Here is a 16,947-nt window from a genome sequence, read left to right as displayed (position 1 = left end):
GTTTCACGTGAAACACCGCCCCCAAAGTCGTTCTGAACGGGATTGGTACGGGATCAGTTCGTGCCGACCCGTGCCAGCAGGTCCACGATGCGGGTCTGCACCTCCGGGCTCGTCGAGCGCTCCGCGAGGAACAGGACCGTCTCCCCCGAGGCCAGGCGCGGGAGTTCGGACGGGTCGACGGCGGCGGTGTAGACGACGAGCGGGGTGCGGTTCAACTGACCGTTCGTGCGCAGCCAGTCGATGATCCCGGCCTGGTGGCGGTGCACCTGAAGCAGGTCCATCACCACAAGGTTGGGCCGCATCTGCGCGGCCAGGGTGACGGCGTCCGTGTCGGACGCGGCCCGCGCGACCTGCATGCCACGCCGCTCCAGCGTCGCGGTCAGGGCGAGCGCGATCTCCGCGTGCTCCTCGATGAGCAGGACGCGCGGCGGGTGCTGCTCGGAGTCGCGCGGCGCGAGCGCCTTCAGGAGGATGGCCGGGTCGGCGCCGTACGCCGCCTCGCGTGTCGCCTGGCCGAGTCCCGCCGTTACGAGGACGGGGACCTCGGCGGCGACGGCGGCCTGGCGCAGCGACTGGAGCGCCGTGCGCGTGATGGGACCGGTGAGCGGGTCGACGAACAGGGCGGCCGGGTAGGCGGCGATCTGCGCGTCCACGTCCTCGCGGGAGTTCACGATGACGGGCCGGTAGCCGCGGTCGCTGAGCGCCTGGTGCGTCGTCACGTCCGGCGCGGGCCACACGAGCAGTCGGCGCGGGTTGTCCAGCGGCTCCGGTGGCAACTCGTCGTCCAGCGGCTGGGGATGGGGCTGGTCGGGGACCTCCACTGCGCCGCCGGGCCCGTCGAGCGGCTCGGGCCCTTCATCGGCGTTCTCGTCGGGTGCCCCTATGGCGTACGACCGCCCGGCACCGTCCGTGTTGCCGACCAGCCGGGACTGGCCGGCGAGGGAGGGCTGGTGCGGGAGCGGGACCTGCCCGGCCAGGGAGGGCTGCGCCACCTGCTGCGGCTGGGTCGCCTGAGGGGGGAGCGGGATCTGGCCGGTCGCGGTGCCTGCGGCCGGGGTGCCTGCGGCCGGGGCAGCCTGCGGGTGGGGGCGCGCTGCCTTCTCCGGGCGTTCACCGCTGGGCTCGGGCGGCGTCCCGAGCTTACGGCGCCGACCGGAGCCACCGGGCTGGTTCGGGGCGGGCGTGGAGCCGGGCGGGGACTGCGGCTGTGGCTGTGCCGGTGTCTGCTTCTGAGGCTGCGTCTGGGGGCCGCCCTGGCGGGCGAACGGGACGCCCTGGCCGAGCGTCCGGACGCTGATCGCCCGCCCCTGGGTCGAGTTGGGGTCGAGGGGGGCGGAGGCGGCGGCTGGTGCGGCGCCGGCCGCAGGTTTGACGGGTGCGGTGGGTGCGGCAGGGGGCGCGGCCTCGGCCGGGAGCGGCTGCGCGGCGCGCGGCTGCTGTACGGCACGCTCCGGCGGCAGGGGGGTGCCCGAGGACGGCGTGGACTGCGGAGGCAGCGGCGCCTGCGCCACCGGGGCGGCCGGGGCGGCTACGGGGAGGCCCGCGCCGGAGGTGCCCTGGTGGGGGTCCGGCCAGGACTGGGGCTGGGGCTGGGGCTGGGGTTGGGGCTGCGGTTGTGGCTGGGCCTGAGCTTGGGACTGGACCTGGGGCGAGCCCACGGCCGCGGCCTGCGCGGGCACCGGCTGCGGGGCGCCGGGAACCCCCTGTGGCGGTACGGCGGCGATCTGTCCGGCGACGGCTTGGCCGGGCGCGGTGGCCTGTGCGGGACCGGCGGCTTGCGCGGAGGCTCCCGGAACACCCTGCGGAGCGACGGGCTGCGGGCCTGCGACCGAAGCGGCGACGGGCTGCCCGGCGGGTACGCCCTGCGCGGGTACGGGCTGGCCCGGCCGTCCCTGCGGCGTCACCTGCTGCCCGGGGGCGACCTGGGCCGGAACCCCCTGCGCGGGCGCCGCGGCCACGCCGTCGCCCTGCTGCGGAGCGGGCCGTACCGCTCGGCGGCGACCGGTCGGCGAAGGCACCGGGTGCGGCTGGGGCGGGGTGTGGTCGTCCGCCGGATTGTGCAGCGCGGCGTCATGGCGCCCGTCGTCGACGCCCCCGGCCGGGGCTACCTGCGCCTGCCCGGCAGCGACCGCCTGGCCCGCACCGGACCCGGCGGCGACACCCGGAGCCCCCGCGCCCTGGGCCTGGGCGGCCGGCTGCCCCACCCCGGCAGCGGGCACATGCCCTCCGGTGGGCACATGCCCTCCGGCGGGCACAGGCGGACCCCCGGCGGGAACCATCCCCCCGGCCGCTGCGGCACCCTGGCCGCCCTCACCCTCGGACACCTCTCCGCCCTGAGCCGGCACCGCGGACACGGCAACGGGCCCGCCGGACGCACCGGGCGCGGCAGGCACAGGCGTGGACACGGGCATCGCCGCGGGCATCGGCGCAGGCACCGGACCGAGCCCGGCCGCCCCCTGCGCGTACTCCGGCCCCCGGTCCGCCTCGGCCGGCGGCAGCGCGAAGACTGCGCGCCCACCCGACTCGGGGGCGGCGGCCCGCTCCTCCGCGCCTGCCAGCGCACGGCGCCGGCGCCCGGTGGGCCGACCGTCGGCCGCCTCACCGGAACTGCCACCGGGGGCCTCGGCGGCGTTCGTCGCGGACGGCGCGGCGGGCAGCGCCGGCGGCAACGCGTTCTGCTCGGGTTCCCGGCGAGCGCGCCGCCCGCCGGGCGCGGGCACGCCCTGCGGTGGCACCGTCCCGCCCAGCCCGGTGGGCTCATCGCGCGCCACCACGGGGTTCCGGCCGGGGGTCCGGGGGGTGTCCCCCGGGGAAGCACAGCATGATCCGGTCCGCTTCACCCGGCTTCTGGGTGCGCAGCACGATGCCGTCGTCGCGGAACAGACTCATGGGGCCCATTCTCGCCTATGCGCCGACCCTTCTGCGCCCGTTCCAAACCCCGACCGTCACCGCAGGTCAGGGCAGTGGCACGCGTCCCATGGCGAGTTGGGACGCGGTCTTTCTGGCAGTCGGGGGGAACGGAGGGTCACAGTGGTTCCAGCGCGCCGACGGGGAAGACGGGGGAAGCGGCGCGTGATCGCGGACCGAGAACGGGGGATTTGATCCGCGGGCAGCGCCGGGCGCGTTTCCTGTCCCAGGGGGAGAGGAGGCGCGCCCGGCCTCCGTACACGTCTTCTTCAAGGGACCTCGCCGCGGCTGCGGGCGTTCTCGTAGGCCGTCGCCGCGCGCAGGCGCTCTATCGTCGTCGCGGGGCGTACGGCCTCGGGAGCGCAGTCCCACTCCCTCCCGCCTCCTACGGGTCTCAGCTGGACGTACGGCCCCTCGTGGCCCATGACCCGGCCGACGCGCCCGGTGCGGGTGTCGACCGCGTACGTGCCGACCGCCGGCTTCTTTCCGTTGCCGTTGCCGTTTCCGCTCACCGCGCACCCATGAGTACCCGCCGCGACTCCATCGCTTCCTCCACCGCGTCCTCCGCCTCTTCGACTCACCGGCCGAGTTCAGTCTGCCGCCCCCATCACGTTCTGCCTTCACCGTGCTCCCCTGAGTAATCGAGTTTCACTCTTTGTGTCCCTGGGGTGACCATCCGCGCCTACACTCGGCAGGAGTCTGTGCTCCACAAGTTCCGGGCACCACAAAGGCGTTGGCCATGGCCACTGCCGCGCGTCTCCCACTCCCCCTCCCCCGCCCCCACGGAATCGCCACAGCTCACCCTCACTCGCGCGACGAATCTCCGTGTCGCCCGCATAAAATGCCCTTGGCTTCCCCGGTTTTCCGTCAACTCTCCGGCGCATCACGCGTTCTGGGAAACCACACGGCGTACATGAGCGTCGAACGTTGCGTGAGCAACCGCTGTCCCGGCGGTCCGACGGCACGGAAGATGGGTCCCGTGGAGCTGGAATTCCGACTGCTCGGTCCGGTCGAGGCGTGGCATGCGGGCAGACCCGTGCGCTTGGGCGGGCCGAAACCGCGGGCGCTGCTGGCCGTGTTGCTGCTGCGGGCGGGCCAGGTGGTGCCCGCGGATGCGCTGGTGGACGTGATCTGGGGTGAGGACCCTCCGGACACGGCACGGGCGCTGGTGCAGACGTATGTGTCGGCGCTGCGGCGAGCCCTGCCCGGCGAGGTGGCCGAGGCGATCGAGACACGGCCGCCGGGCTATCGGATCCGGCCCGGGGTCGGACGGGTCGATGTGGCCGACTTCGAGGCGCTCACGGCACAGGCCCGGCAGGCCGCCGTGGGCGGTGACCACGAGGGCGCCGCGCGGCTGCTGCGGGCCGCGTCGGCCCTCTGGCGCGGTCCGGCACTCGGTGGCGTCGGTGAGGCCCTGCGGGGTGAGGCCGGCCGGTTGGAGGAGGCTCGGCAGGCGGCGCTGGAAGAACGTATCGCCGTCGAGTTGGAGGGCGGTGGGCGGGAGGCGGAACTCGTCACCGAACTCACCGCCTTGGTGGGAGCGCACCCGACGCGGGAGCGGCTGCGGGGCCAGCTGATGCTCGGGCTCTACCGGCTGGGGCGTCAGGCCGACGCGCTGACCGTGTACGCGGAGGGCCGGGCCGTGCTCGCCGAGCAGCTGGGGCTCGACCCGGGGCCGGAGCTGAACCGGCTGTACGAGGCCATCCTGCGCGCCGATCCGGAGTTGCTGGCCGCCCCCTCCACCACCGCGCCGAAGAACAATGTCGCCATGCCCCGGGCAGTGTCCCTCCTCCCGCCCGCCATCGGGGACTTCACCGGACGGGAGGAGGAACTGGCCGGTGTCGTCGCGGGGTTGACCGGCGAGCGGGAGGCGATGCCCGTCGTCGTGGTGTCGGGAGCCGCCGGGGTCGGCAAGTCCGCGCTCGCCGTACAGGCCGCGCACCGGGTGGCCGCCGAGTACCCCGACGGGCAGCTCTACGCCGAACTGCACGGCTTCAGCGAGCCCGTGCCGCCCGGCGAGGTACTGGGGCGGCTGCTGCGCGCGCTCGGCGCGGACCCGCCGGAGGACACGGCCGAGCGCGGTGACCTGTTCCGCAGCCTCGTCGCCGGGCGGCGGATCCTGCTGGTGCTGGACGACGCGGGCGGCGAGGCACAGGTCCGGCCGCTGCTGCCGGGGAGCGCGACCTGCGGGGTGCTGGTCACCTCACGGGCCCGGCTCGGCGGACTCGTCGGGGCCCGGCGTACCGACCTCGACGTCCTGGACGACGTACGGGGCCTTGAGCTGCTGACCCGGGTCACCGGGCCGCGGCACAGCGACGCCGGTGACCCGCGCGAGGAGGCCGCCGCGCGGCGGATCGTCGAGCTGTGCGGCGGGCTGCCGCTGGCCCTGCGGATCGCGGGCGCCCGGCTGGCGACCCGGCGGCACTGGACGCCCAGCGTGCTCGCCGAGCGCCTCGCCGACGAGCACCGCCGGCTCGACGAGCTCGCCGTGGGCGACCTGGAGGTACGGGCCGGCCTCGGCCTCAGCTACCAGGCCCTGGACGACCGCGCCCGCCGCGTACTGCGCCGCATCGCCACCCTCGGCCCGGCCGACGTGGCCGTATGGACGGTGGCCGCTCTCGCCGACACCACCGAGGACGAGGCGGAGGAGGTCCTGGAGCGCCTCCTCGACGCCCAGTTGATCAACTGCCCCGGCACGGACCAGGTCGGACAGCCCCGTTACCGCCTCCACGACCTCGTACGCGTCTACGCCGCCGAACGCGCCGACATCGAGGACCCGGCCACCGACCGAACGGCAGCGGTGGGCCGCGCCCTGTCGGTAGGCCTGTGGCTGATGGACCGGGTGACGGAGGAGGCCCCGTCGGGTGTGGTGATCTTGAGGCAGAGCTTCGGGAAGGCGCCCCTCAAGGGGGGCGGGGCTGGTACACATGCGGCTCCGCCGCGCGGGCGCGAACAACCCCCACGGACCGGCGGCCACGAACCAACAGAACCCCCCACCCCGGTAGGCGACCGAACAACCCACCGAGCCCTGTCGGACCCCTTCGCCTGGTTCGACGCGGAGGCCGACGCCCTCACCACCGCGGTCGAGCGGGCGGCGGCCATGGGCCTGCACACCCTCGCCTGCGAGGCGGCCGCCGCCCTGTGCTCCTCCTCCTTCGCCATCAGCAACCGCTTCGACGCCTGGTGGCGCAGCCACGACGCCGCCCTCGCCGCCGCCCGCCGCGCCGAGGACCGCTCGGGCGAGGCCCTGCTGATCGTCGGCCTCGGACAACTCCGCTACGAACAGGACCGCATCGCCGAGGCCCAGGAGTACTTCCGTACCGCCGAACGCATCTGCACCGAACTCGGCGACGTACGGGGCCGTGCCGCCGCCCTCGCCGGACTCGGCAGCGCCTGCCGCGAGGTGGGCGAACTGCGTGAGGCGGAACAGGCCCTGGCCGACGCGGCCGAGGGCTTCCGGCGGGTCGGCGACGACACCGGCGTCGGGGTCGCCTGCCGGTACGGCGGTTCCGTACGCCTCGAACTCGGCGACCAGGAAGGCGCGTTCCCGCTCCTCGACGAGTCGCTGCGGGCGTACCGGCGGCTCGGCAGCCGGCGCGGCGAGGCGCTCGCGCTGCGCACGCTCAGCCTGGTGCACCGTTCGCTCGGCGCGTACGAGGAGGCCGCGCGTGTGGCCGAGGAGGCGCTGGAGATCCTGCGGTCCATCGGCGACGAGCACATGGCGGCGTACGCCCTGCGGGCCCGCACCAAGGCCCGGATGCGGCTCGGGCACACCGCGGAGGCGGAGACGGAGCTGCGCGAGATCCTGGAGGTCTGCCGGACCCACGGGGACCGCTTCGGCGAGGCCCTGACCCTGCGTACGCTCGGCGAGTGCGCCCTGGCCGAGGGCCGCCTGGCGGACGCGGACCGGCTGCTGACGGCCTCCGCCGCCCTCTGGGCCGTCCTCGCCCTGCCCCTCCCCCGCGCCCGTGCCCTGCGCAACCTCTCGACCGTACGGGCCGCCCTCGGCGACACGGCCGGGGCCGCCGCGCTGCGGGCCGAGGCCATGGCGGTGTTCACGACGTGCGAGGCCCGCGAGCGATACGAGCCATGGCCTGACTAGAAGTCACTTGCGGCGGACTTGCAGAGAACTTCCAGCGGAGCGGGCCATTCTTGGTGTTCTCGGGGGAAGAGCGGATCGGCCGGGCGACCACCGCCCGGCCGGTCGGCCCCACCGGAACGCACAGGGGACGAGCCGGTGGACACATGAACACAGTGGGATCAGAACGGCAGAACGGACGGGGGGAACATCCGTCGCCAGGCCACAGACCACCACTCAAGGGGGGAGGCCCCCGGGGAGGGACATCAGGGGATCAGGTCCCTCCCCGGGGTGCTGCCACGCACCCCGCATCATTACCTGCCGTACGAGTACCCCGCGGTTGCCGGCACTCGTGGACCCTGTGGAAGACGACGCATGCCTCCGATCATCCTCATGAGCGACCCCGATGTCGCCCGCATACCGGTCCAGGAATGCGGTGAACCCCTCGTCGATCTGAGGGAGTTGCCCTTCGTGGTGGTCGACTCGCGCCAGGCGGACGCCGAAGGGGCCTACGCGCATCTGCGCGAGGGTGTCGCCTGGCGGCTGGCGCGGGCGGCCCGGCTGCTGCCCGACGGGCTGCGGCTGCTGGTCACCGAGGGGTACCGGCCGCTCGCCCTGCAGATCGAGTACTTCGAGTCGTACGCCGCCGAGTTGCGCCGCGACAACCCCGACTGGTCGGAAGACCATCTGCGCGTGCAGACCAGCCGTTCCCTGTCCCCGCCGGAGATCGGGCCGCATGTCGCCGGGGCGGCGGTCGATCTGACCCTGTGCACGGCGGCCGGGGAGGAGCTCGACATGGGGACACGTGTCGACGCCAGTCCCGAGGAGAGCGACGACGCCTGCTACACCGACGCGCCCAACATCTCCGACGCGGCCCGCCGCAACCGCCGCACGCTGTGCGCGGCCCTCACCACGGCGGGGCTGGTCAACTACCCCACCGAGTGGTGGCACTGGTCCTACGGCGACCGCTACTGGGCCCTGATGACCGGCTCGCCGCACGCGCTGTACGGCCCCAAGGAGACCGTCTCCTAGCCGTCGCGCCCCGCCACCCCTACCCGTCCCATCCCCGAGGGCCGCACCCACTCCCCCGTTGTCGCCACGCCGACAAACCCCGTAGCGGGGGCGAGGGGCAGCACCCAGCGGATGGGGCGGGCAGAGGTGGCGGGGTCAGTCCGTTTTGGGGCGTTCGGTCAGCGGTGCAGCGGGAAGTACTGGCGGGGTGTCACGCCGATGACGCGGTGGAAGGCGGCGACGAAGGAGCTGGCGGAGGCGTAGCCGACGCGGGGGGCGATCGCTTCGAGGGGGAGGCCTTCGGCGAGCAGGGGCATCGCGGCGCGCATGCGGGCCTGTTCGCGCCACTGGCCGAAGGCGAGGCCCGTCTCGGTGACGAAGAGGCGGGCCAGGGTGCGGGCGCTCGCGCCGACCTGGGTGCCCCAGGCTTCGAGGGGGCGGGGGTCCGCCGGGTTCGCCGTCAGGGTGCGGGCCACCTCGCGGGCCCTCGGGTCGCGGGGCTCGGGGGCGGACACGCTGGTGACGGGGACGGGGTACAGGACGTCCAGCAGTACGGCCTCCGCGCGGGCCCGCGCCTCGGGGGTCAGGTCGGCTCGTACGAGGTGGTCGATGAGGGCGCGGAGGAGGGGGCCGACGGCTACCACCGTGGGGTCCTGCCAGTCGATCCGCGGGCAGCTCTCGGGGGCCACGTACGGGCTGCGCATCACCGTGTCGCCGGCCGACTCGGTGGTGTGGGGGACACCGGCGGGGATCCAGAGGGCGAGGGTGGGCGGCAGCAGCCAGGAGCCCTGCCGGGTCGTCACACGGAGCAACCCCTTCGCGGACCAGGCGAGTTGGTGGACGGGGTGCCAGTGCCGGGCGTAGGCGGTGCCGCGCGGCATGGTGAAGTGGCCGATGAAGATCGCGGCGGTGGGGTGGCCGTCGGGCGTGGCGGGCGGATGCCTCTCGAAGCCTGCGTTCCACTCACCCGGCTGTCCGTTTGGCGACATGGGACGGCAGCCTAGCCCGTGGTGGACATGGCAGGGCCGGGCCTAGCGTCGTTCGTATGCCGATGAATCTGATGCACCGGAAGTTGTGCAGCTCCGAGAAGTGGGCGCTGAAGACGAAGGAACAGCTGCTGCCCTGGGCGCTGGACGGCGTCGAACTGGGCGCGGACGTCCTGGAGATCGGGCCCGGTTACGGCGCCAATCTGCGCGTACTCGTCGAACAGGTGCCCAAGCTCACCGCCGTCGAGGTCGACGCCGACACCGCCCGGCTGCTGGACGTCGCCTGGGGTGCGCGCGCGCGTATCGTGCACGCCGACGGGGCCGCCATGCCGCTGCCGGACTCCTCGTACGACTCGGTCGTCTGCTTCACGATGCTGCACCACGTGCCGACGGCGGCGCAGCAGGACGGGATCTTCGCGGAGGCGTTCCGCGTGCTGCGGCCCGGTGGGGTCTTCGCCGGCAGCGACAGCCGGGCCGGCGTGCGCTTCCGGATCCTCCACTTCCGGGACACGATGAACGTCGTGGCCCCGGAGACACTGCCCGCACGCCTGACCGCGGCGGGCTTCACGGACGTCTCCGTGGACGTTCACGAGCTGGGCGGCTCCTTCCGTTTCCGGGCGCGCCGCCCCTAGGGCCCCGAGGGTCACGCCCCGAAGCGTCGTACGTAGCGCCGCTGCCATGGGGTCTCCACCGCGTGCCGGTCGTAGTGCCGGCGTACGTACGCCACGGCCTCCTCCGGCGGTACGCCGTCCAGGACGGCGAGGCAGGCCAGCGCGGTGCCGGTGCGGCCCCGGCCGCCGCCGCAGGCGAACTCGACGCGTTCGTCGGCCGCCCGGCGCCAGGCCTCCCGGAACACCTCCTCGGCCTGCGCCCGGTCACCGGGCAGCCGGAAGTCGGGCCAGCGCAACCAGCGTGCCTCCCAGGGGACTTCGGGCGGCTCCTTGCCGAGGAGATGAACGGCGTATGTGGGGACCGGACCGTCCGGCAGAGGGTGCCTGAGCCCCCGGCCCCGCACCAGCCGCCCGGAGGGCAACCGCAGCACACCGGGGGCGGCCGGGTCCCAGGGGGTGGCCGACGGGGACGCGATGTCGGTGCCGGTGTCGGTCGGCGGGGTCACCGTGCCGTTCTCGCTCGGGTCGGTCACGGCTTCCGTCTCTCTCGGATCGGTCATCGGGTCAGCGTAGGCAGGGCCGGGCGGCAGCGTCCGCCGCTTTGCCGACGCGCCTTCGCCGGGCGCCGGCCCGTCCTCCGTGGCTCGTTCGACTCGGTCATCCGCTAACCCACCCCCCGCGTCGCCTGCGCCGCCCTGGCCTCGATGCCGCGGAAGTGGTCGGACATCGCCCGTTGCGCGCCCTCCACGTCGTGCGCGCGCAGGGCGGTGACGATGTCGCGGTGGCGGCGGATGGTGAGTTCGGGGGTGGGATCGTCGGTCCAGCCGCGGGCACCGGCGACACGGAGGAAGACGGTCCAGAAGGCGCCGAGGAGCTGGGGCACGAGGGCGTTGCCGAGGGAGGCGTAGAGGAGTTCGTGGAAGTCGCGGTCGAGTTCGGCCACGGATTCGCCCGCCTTGCCGGCTGCCTCCATCCGGTCGACGACGGCGGCGAGACCGTCCAGCTCCGCCTCCGTCAGCGTGCCCGCGACCCGGCGTACGAGGCCCTCCTCCAGTACCTCGCGGACCTGGAGGATCTCCGCGAGGGCGGCGGTGTCGCCGTCGGGGCGGGCCAGGGTGCGGAAGGTGAGGCCGTCGACGAGGGGTGTCAGGGAGGCCTGGCCGACGTACGTGCCGTAGCCGTGCCTGATGTCGACTATGTCGAGGGCCTGCAGGGCCTTGAGGGCCTCGCGGACGGAGTTGCGGCTGACGCCGAGGTCCTCCATCAGCTCCGTCTCGGTGGGCAGCGGGGCACCCGCCTGGAGTTTGCGGTCGAGGATCAGCTGCATCACCTCGCGCTGGATCTGACCGCTCACCCGCCGCTCGGGTCGGCGCCGGCCGCCGCTCTCCTGAGACATGCGCCGCATCGTACGCTCGCCGGACATCCGACGTCCCACCTCCGGACGGAAACCGAGGGAACCGGCTGGGGGAACGCCGGGTGAATGCGCGGTGATCGCCCTGGGAAACTCTGTCCTAACGGACCGTCAACTGTCCTTATTTCAGACTGCCATTGGTCGCACCTTTGGCAGGTACGCCATTCGTGTGCGATCTCTTGACCGCCCTCACAGGCGCTCTTATGGTCACGCTGCTCCCTGTAGGACGTAGGACGTCGTATCTCTCCCCTCAAGCTTCGTCTCCCTTCGCTGCCTCCTTGGAGGAACCGTGCGCGACGTGACCCGAGACGCCCCGGCGGCGCTGCACCGCCGGTCGTTCCTGAAGTACTCCGGCGCGCTGGGCGCGGCCGCCGCCGTCTCCTCGTCGCTGGCCGCCTGTTCGGCCGGGCCCGAGTCCACCAATGACACCGGTGGCGCAGGCGGCGGGAAGAACGGGACGCTGACCGCCGTCATCGGTTACGGCAACGACGGCAGCTGGGACCCGACCCAGACGGCCTCCGCCTTCTGCATGGCCGGCAACAACCACATCTACGAGGGGCTCCTCGACACCGACCCCATCTCGCGCGAGCCGTACGCGGCGCTGGCGACGGCCGTGCCGAGCGACCTCAGCGGTACGTCGTGGAAGTTCGAGCTGCGGGCCGGGGCCACCTTCCACGACGGGGAACCGGTGACGGCCGACGACGTCGTCTTCGTGTACGAGCGGATCCTCGACCCGGACACCCAGACCCTCGCCAAGGGCTTCTTCGCGAGCTGGCTGAAGGAGGTCCGGAAGATCGACGCGCGGAACGTCGAGCTGGTCCTCAAGTTCCCCTTCCCCGACGGCATCTCCCGGCTGACGCTGGCGAAGATCATGCCGAAGCACGTCTTCTCCCAGCCGGGCGCCTGGGAGGAGGCCATCAAGGGCAAGGCGATCGGTTCGGGGCCGTACCGGCAGACCGCGCACCACCCGAAGTCCAACACGACGTTCGAGGCGTACGCCGACTACAACGGACCCCGCCCGCCCGCCTTCAAGAAGATGAACTGGCTGACCATCGTGGACGCCGCCCCGCGCGTCGCGAAGATCTCGGGCGCCAGTGCCGGGGCGCAGATCGCCGACAACATCCCGTACGCCAACATCGGCCAGCTGGAGAAGGGCGGCATGACCGTCCAGGGCGGCTCGGGGATGAACAACCTGTTCCTGATGTTCAACACCAAGCACAAGCCCTTCGACGACGTACGCGTACGGCAGGCGCTGCACTACGCGATCGACCGGGACAAGATGATCGAGGTCGCGCTGAAGGGGCACGGCAAGCCCGCGAGTTCCTTCCTCAACGAGGGGAACCCGAGCTATCGGCCGGCGAAGAGCGTGTACGCGTACGACCCCGACAAGGCGAAGGCGTTGCTGGCCGAGGCGGGGGTGAGCGGGCTGAAGATCGAGATCCTCGCGGTGAACGTGAGCTGGATCGTCGACTGTCTGCCGACCATCAAGTCGTCGTGGGACGCGATCGGGGTCGAGACGACGTTGTCGCCGCAGGAGACCACGGCCGTCTTCACGAAGATGGACCAGAAGCAGGATTACCAGGTGGTCGCCGCAGCCTCCAATCCGAATCAGTTCGGGCTCGACGCGGATCTGATCATGCATTACAACTACGGGCCGCAGAACCTGTGGATGCAGTACGCCCGGTGGGCCGACAACTCCGTCGCCAAGCAGTTGTTCAAGGACATGGATCAGGCGACTCAGGAGCCGGACGCCGAGAAGAAGAAGACGATGGTGCAGGACTACATCGACGTCGTCGCCGAGCAGGTTGTGCTGTATCCGGTGGTGCACAACGAGCTGATGACGGCGTGGGATCAAGAGCGGCTCTCCGGGATAAGGGCTCAGCCGTACCCCGGGATCAACCTGCTGCAGGCCAAGTGGGTCTAGGGCCGCACATCAAGTCCCCGGGAGTTCGTACGTGATCGCTGTTGTCAGGATCCTGATCCGGCGGGTCCTTCTTCTGGTGCCCTTGATGCTCGGCATCGTGCTGTTCGTTTTCCTGGTGATGCGGTTCTCGGACGTCGATCCGGCTTCCGCGTTCTTCCAGGGAGCCAATCCGACCCCCGAGCAGCTGCATGAGTTCCGCGAGGAGAACGGCCTCCTGGACCCCCTCCCCGTGCGGTACGTCGGATTCGTCGGGGATCTGCTGCACGGGGACATGGGGATCAGCGCGCTCACCCGGGCCCCGGTCATCGACCAGGTCACCACCGCACTGCCGCTCACCCTCCAGTTGACCTTTCTGGGGCTCGGGATCGCGGTCGTGCTGTCGTTGCTCGGTGGGGTCACGGCGGCGATCTACCGGGACCGGCTGCCCGACCAGGTCATCCGGGTCGTGTCGCTGACCGGGGTCGCGGCGCCCGGGTTCTGGCTGGCGTTGCTGATGATCCAGTATCTGGCGGTGGATCTGGGGTGGTTCCCGACGGGCGGGTACGTCAATCCGGCGGACTCGTTCACCGGGTGGCTGAAGACGATGACACTGCCGGCGTTCGCGCTGTCGTTGCCGGTGGCCGCGCAGCTCACCCGGATCGTCCGCACGTCGGTGGTGGAGGAGCTGGACAAGGACTACGTGCGGACGGCGATCGGGAGCGGCCTGCCGCCGAGAGTGGTGGTGGGGCGGAACGTGCTGCGGAACGCGCTGATCAATCCGCTCACCGTGCTCGGGCTGCGCGTCGGCTATCTGCTGGGCGGCGCCGTCGTCATCGAGACGATCTTCTCGCTGCCGGGGATGGGCAAGCTGATGATCGACGCCGTGAAGAACGGCGACCCGGCGGTCGTCCAGGGTGTCGTGCTGACCACGGCCGCGGGGTTCGTGGTCGTGAACCTCGTCATCGACGTCCTCTACCTGCTGGTGAACCCACGGCTGAGGGGGACGGGCTGATGTTCGGTCTGATGGTGACCACGCGCAAGCGGCTCACGGAGGCCCTGTCGCGGCCGGGCATCCGGTCGCGCGGCTGGCGCCGGCTGCCGCTGCTGTCGCGTGTCGCGGTCTGTCTCCTGGCGGTCGTGGTGCTCACGGCGCTGCTCGCGCCGTTGCTCGCCCCGCACGACCCGCTCGACCAGCAGGCGCTGGTCGGCGGTACCGGGGCGCCCTCCGCCGAGCACTGGATGGGGCAGGACAGTCTCGGCCGGGACATCCTGAGCCGGCTGATGTACGGGGCGCGCTGGTCGCTCGCGATCGGGCTGGGCGCGACCGGGCTCGCCCTGGTCGTGGGGGCGTTCGTCGGGGCCGTGGCGGCGACCTCGCGGAAGGCGGTCGACGAGACGCTGATGCGCTGTCTGGACGTCGTCATGGCGTTCCCGGGCATCGCGCTGGCCGCCGTACTGGTCGCCGTCTTCGGCGGTGGCATCGAGGTACTGATCTGCGCGATCGCCTTCCTGTTCACGCCGCCGGTCGCACGGGTCGTACGGGCGAACGTCCTCGACCAGTACGGCGAGGACTATGTGACCGCCGAACGGGTGATAGGAGCGCGCACCCCGCACATCGTGATCCGGCACGTGGCCATCAACTGCGCGGCCCCGGTGCTGGTGTTCTGCACGGTCCAGGTCGCCGAGGCCATCGTCTTCGAGGCGTCGCTGTCGTTCATCGGCGCGGGCGTACGGCCGCCGGACCCGTCCTGGGGCAGTGTCATCGCGGACGGCAAGAACATGGTACTGACCGGGGGTTGGTGGGCGACCGTCTTCCCCGGCCTGCTGATGCTGATCACGGTGCTGTCCCTCAACATCCTCTCCGAGGGCGTGTCCGACGCATGGGCGGCACCGGTCGCGCGGGACGTGGAGCGGCGGGAGGAGGACGACCGGCCGGCCGACGCCCTGGAGACTCCCGAGCCGGGCAGTGGCAAGGTCACCGAGCTGCCCGGGCTGACGGAGGCGGCGCGGCGGCTGCGCTCCCGGGCGCGGCCCCTGCCGGGCGGCGGTCAACCGGTGCTCGCCGTGGAGCGGCTCGCCATCGGCTTCGACAACCGTCACCGGGGCGTGGACATCGTCGACGGCATCAGCTTCGAGGTGCACCCCGGTGAGGTGCTGGGCCTGGTCGGCGAGTCCGGCTGCGGGAAGTCGCTGACCGCGCTGGCCGTGATGGGGCTGGAGCCGAAGGGCGCCCGGGTGCGCGGCCATGTCCGGTTCGACCAGCGGCAGTTGGTGGGCGAGCCCATGCGCGTACGGCGTCGGCTGCTCGGCCACGAGATGGCGATGGTCTACCAGGACGCCCTGTCCTCGCTGAACCCGGCGATGACGATCCGCGCCCAGCTGAAGCAGGTCGTACGGCGGGGCGGCAGGCGCACCGCGCCCGAGCTGCTGACCATGGTCGGCCTCGACCCCGAGCGCACCCTGCGCAGCTACCCGCACGAGCTGTCCGGCGGGCAGCGCCAGCGCGTCCTGATCGCGATGGCGCTGTCCCGCAACCCGAAGCTGATCGTGGCCGACGAGCCGACGACCGCGCTGGACGTGACGGTGCAGGCCCAGGTCATCGAGCTGCTGCTGCGGCTGCGCGAGGAACTGGGCTTCGCCCTGATCCTCGTCTCGCACGATCTGGCACTGGTCGCGGACGTGACCGACCGGGTGGTCGTCATGTACGGCGGGCAGATCGTCGAGACCGGGGTGACGGCGGACCTGGTGGAGTCCCCCACCCACCACTACACGCGCGGGCTGCTCGGCAGCGTCCTGTCGCTGGAGTCGGCGGCCGAGCGGATGACGCAGATCAAGGGCGTCGTCCCCTCCCCCGCCGACTTCCCCGACGGCTGCCGCTTCGCCGACCGCTGCCCGATGGCGGCGGAGGTGTGCCGTACGACGGCCCCCGGCCTGCTGGGCCCGCCCACGCACCGGGCGGCCTGCCACCACCCGGCCGTGGACCTGACGGAGAGCGGGGTGGCCCGGTGAACGCGCTCGTGGAACTGTCCGACGCCCATGTCGTCCACAAGGCGCGCAGCGGCGGCCTGTTCACCCGCGACCGGGTGTACGCCCTGACCGGCGCCGACCTGACGATCGCGCCCGGTGAGACGGTCGGTGTGGTCGGCGAGTCCGGCTGCGGCAAGTCGACGCTGGCGAAGGTGCTGGTGGGCGTGGAGCGGCCGACGGTCGGGACGGTCACCTTCAGGGGACGGGACCTGTGGTCCATGCCGCCGGCCGAGCGCCGGGTGACGGTGGGCGCCGGCACCGGAATGATCTTCCAGGACCCGTCCACGGCCCTCAACCGCCGCCTGACGATCCGCCAGATCCTGCGCGACCCGCTGGACGTGCACAGGCGCGGCACTCCGGCCGAACGGGAGGACCGCGTACGGGAGTTGATGTCCCTGGTCGGTCTGCCGCCGGTGCTGGCGGACGGCCTGCCCGGCCAACTGTCGGGCGGTCAGCGCCAGCGGGTCGCCATCGCCCGCGCGCTCGCCCTCGACCCGGACCTCGTCGTCGCCGACGAACCGACGAGCGCGCTGGACGTCTCGGTCCGCGCCCAGATCCTGAACCTCCTGCTGGACCTGAAGGAACGCCTCGGCCTCGCCCTGGTCTTCGTCTCGCACGACATCCAGACGGTACGACGGATGAGCGACCGGGTGATCACCATGTATCTGGGCCGGATCGTGGAGGAGTGCCCGGCCGACCGGGTCACGGACAGCGCCCGCCACCCGTACACCCGGGCCCTGTTCTCCGCGACACCGGGCCTGCTGGACCCGATCGATCCGATCCCCTTGGTGGGCCCCGTCCCGTCCGCGACCCGTCCGCCGAGCGGCTGCCCGTTCCGTACCCGATGCTGGAAGGCGACCGAGGAGTGCGCGGACACGATGCCCGTCTTCACGGCCGCGTCGACGCCCGGACACCGCTTCCGTTGCCATCATCCTGTGCAGGAGGACGAGTCGACGCGTGACCTGGTCACCCAAGCGGCGTCGGTCCCGCCCGAGCCGCACCGAACGTAAGGG

Annotated in this window: 11 protein-coding genes and 2 pseudogenes; 7 read left to right on the top strand and 6 right to left on the bottom strand. The window is 72.5% G+C overall.

The features are described 5' to 3' along the window. Positions 1–53: 53 nt before the first annotated feature. The 3 genes and pseudogenes from CES90_RS09740 to CES90_RS09730 form a co-directional block, all read right to left on the bottom strand. Positions 54–2,753, bottom strand: a pseudogene (locus CES90_RS09740) (histidine kinase); the annotation flags it as partial. Positions 2,754–2,799: 46 nt separating this feature from the next. Then, positions 2,800–2,889: pseudogene (locus tag CES90_RS51590) on the bottom strand (DNA repair protein RecO); the annotation flags it as partial. Between the two features lie 287 nt (positions 2,890–3,176). Continuing rightward, the gene (locus CES90_RS09730) at positions 3,177–3,419 is read right to left on the bottom strand and encodes a hypothetical protein (protein ID WP_189781340.1); all 243 of its coding nucleotides are present in this window, start codon (positions 3,417–3,419) and stop codon (positions 3,177–3,179) included. 467 nt (positions 3,420–3,886) lie between these two features. Here CES90_RS09730 and CES90_RS09725 point away from each other — a divergent pair, with 467 nt between their 5' ends. Then, positions 3,887–7,009: an AfsR/SARP family transcriptional regulator gene (locus CES90_RS09725; RefSeq protein ID WP_189781341.1), complete on the top strand. Its 3,123-nt coding sequence runs from the start codon at positions 3,887–3,889 to the stop codon at positions 7,007–7,009. A gap of 351 nt (positions 7,010–7,360) precedes the next feature. Beyond that, a complete protein-coding gene (locus CES90_RS09720; protein WP_189781342.1) occupies positions 7,361–8,017 on the top strand; it encodes a M15 family metallopeptidase in 657 nt (218 codons plus the stop codon). Between the two features lie 158 nt (positions 8,018–8,175). Here the strand turns inward: CES90_RS09720 and CES90_RS09715 are convergent, their stop codons facing one another. Continuing rightward, positions 8,176–8,985, bottom strand: coding sequence for an AraC family transcriptional regulator (locus tag CES90_RS09715; protein ID WP_189781343.1), 810 nt, complete (start codon positions 8,983–8,985; stop codon positions 8,176–8,178). Between the two features lie 56 nt (positions 8,986–9,041). On the opposite strand from CES90_RS09715, the gene CES90_RS09710 reads away from it, so the two are divergent. Continuing rightward, complete coding sequence (locus CES90_RS09710; protein WP_189781344.1) at positions 9,042–9,614, top strand: class I SAM-dependent methyltransferase; 573 nt, start codon at positions 9,042–9,044, stop codon at positions 9,612–9,614. 11 nt (positions 9,615–9,625) lie between these two features. On the opposite strand, the gene CES90_RS09705 is transcribed toward CES90_RS09710, so the two are convergent. Together CES90_RS09705 and CES90_RS09700 are read right to left on the bottom strand one after the other, a co-directional pair. Continuing rightward, positions 9,626–10,153 (bottom strand): protein-tyrosine phosphatase family protein, encoded by a 528-nt coding sequence (locus CES90_RS09705; RefSeq protein WP_229913642.1) that lies wholly within the window; start codon positions 10,151–10,153, stop codon positions 9,626–9,628. 104 nt (positions 10,154–10,257) lie between these two features. Continuing rightward, on the bottom strand, positions 10,258–10,998 hold the full coding sequence (locus CES90_RS09700; protein WP_189781518.1) for a FadR/GntR family transcriptional regulator: 741 nt from the start codon (positions 10,996–10,998) through the stop codon (positions 10,258–10,260). Positions 10,999–11,293: 295 nt separating this feature from the next. Here CES90_RS09700 and CES90_RS09695 point away from each other — a divergent pair, with 295 nt between their 5' ends. The 4 genes from CES90_RS09695 to CES90_RS09680 are packed head-to-tail and all read left to right on the top strand — an operon-like array spanning position 11,294 to position 16,944. Then, entirely contained in the window at positions 11,294–12,928 is a 1,635-nt protein-coding gene (locus CES90_RS09695) for an ABC transporter substrate-binding protein (RefSeq protein ID WP_189781345.1), read from the top strand. 31 nt (positions 12,929–12,959) lie between these two features. Next, the gene (locus CES90_RS09690; RefSeq protein ID WP_189781346.1) at positions 12,960–13,919 is read left to right on the top strand and encodes an ABC transporter permease; all 960 of its coding nucleotides are present in this window, start codon (positions 12,960–12,962) and stop codon (positions 13,917–13,919) included. 11 nt (positions 13,920–13,930) lie between these two features. After that, positions 13,931–15,916: a dipeptide/oligopeptide/nickel ABC transporter permease/ATP-binding protein gene (locus CES90_RS09685; RefSeq protein ID WP_189781347.1), complete on the top strand. Its 1,986-nt coding sequence runs from the start codon at positions 13,931–13,933 to the stop codon at positions 15,914–15,916. Next, a complete protein-coding gene (locus CES90_RS09680) occupies positions 15,913–16,944 on the top strand; it encodes an oligopeptide/dipeptide ABC transporter ATP-binding protein (protein WP_189781348.1) in 1,032 nt (343 codons plus the stop codon). Before CES90_RS09685 ends, CES90_RS09680 begins: the two co-directional genes overlap by 4 nt. Positions 16,945–16,947: the final 3 nt, after the last annotated feature.

Source organism: Streptomyces capitiformicae, assembly GCF_002214185.1.
GTDB classification, from domain to species: Bacteria; Actinomycetota; Actinomycetes; order Streptomycetales; family Streptomycetaceae; genus Streptomyces; species Streptomyces capitiformicae.
This window is presented reverse-complemented; position numbering and strand designations above follow the sequence as displayed.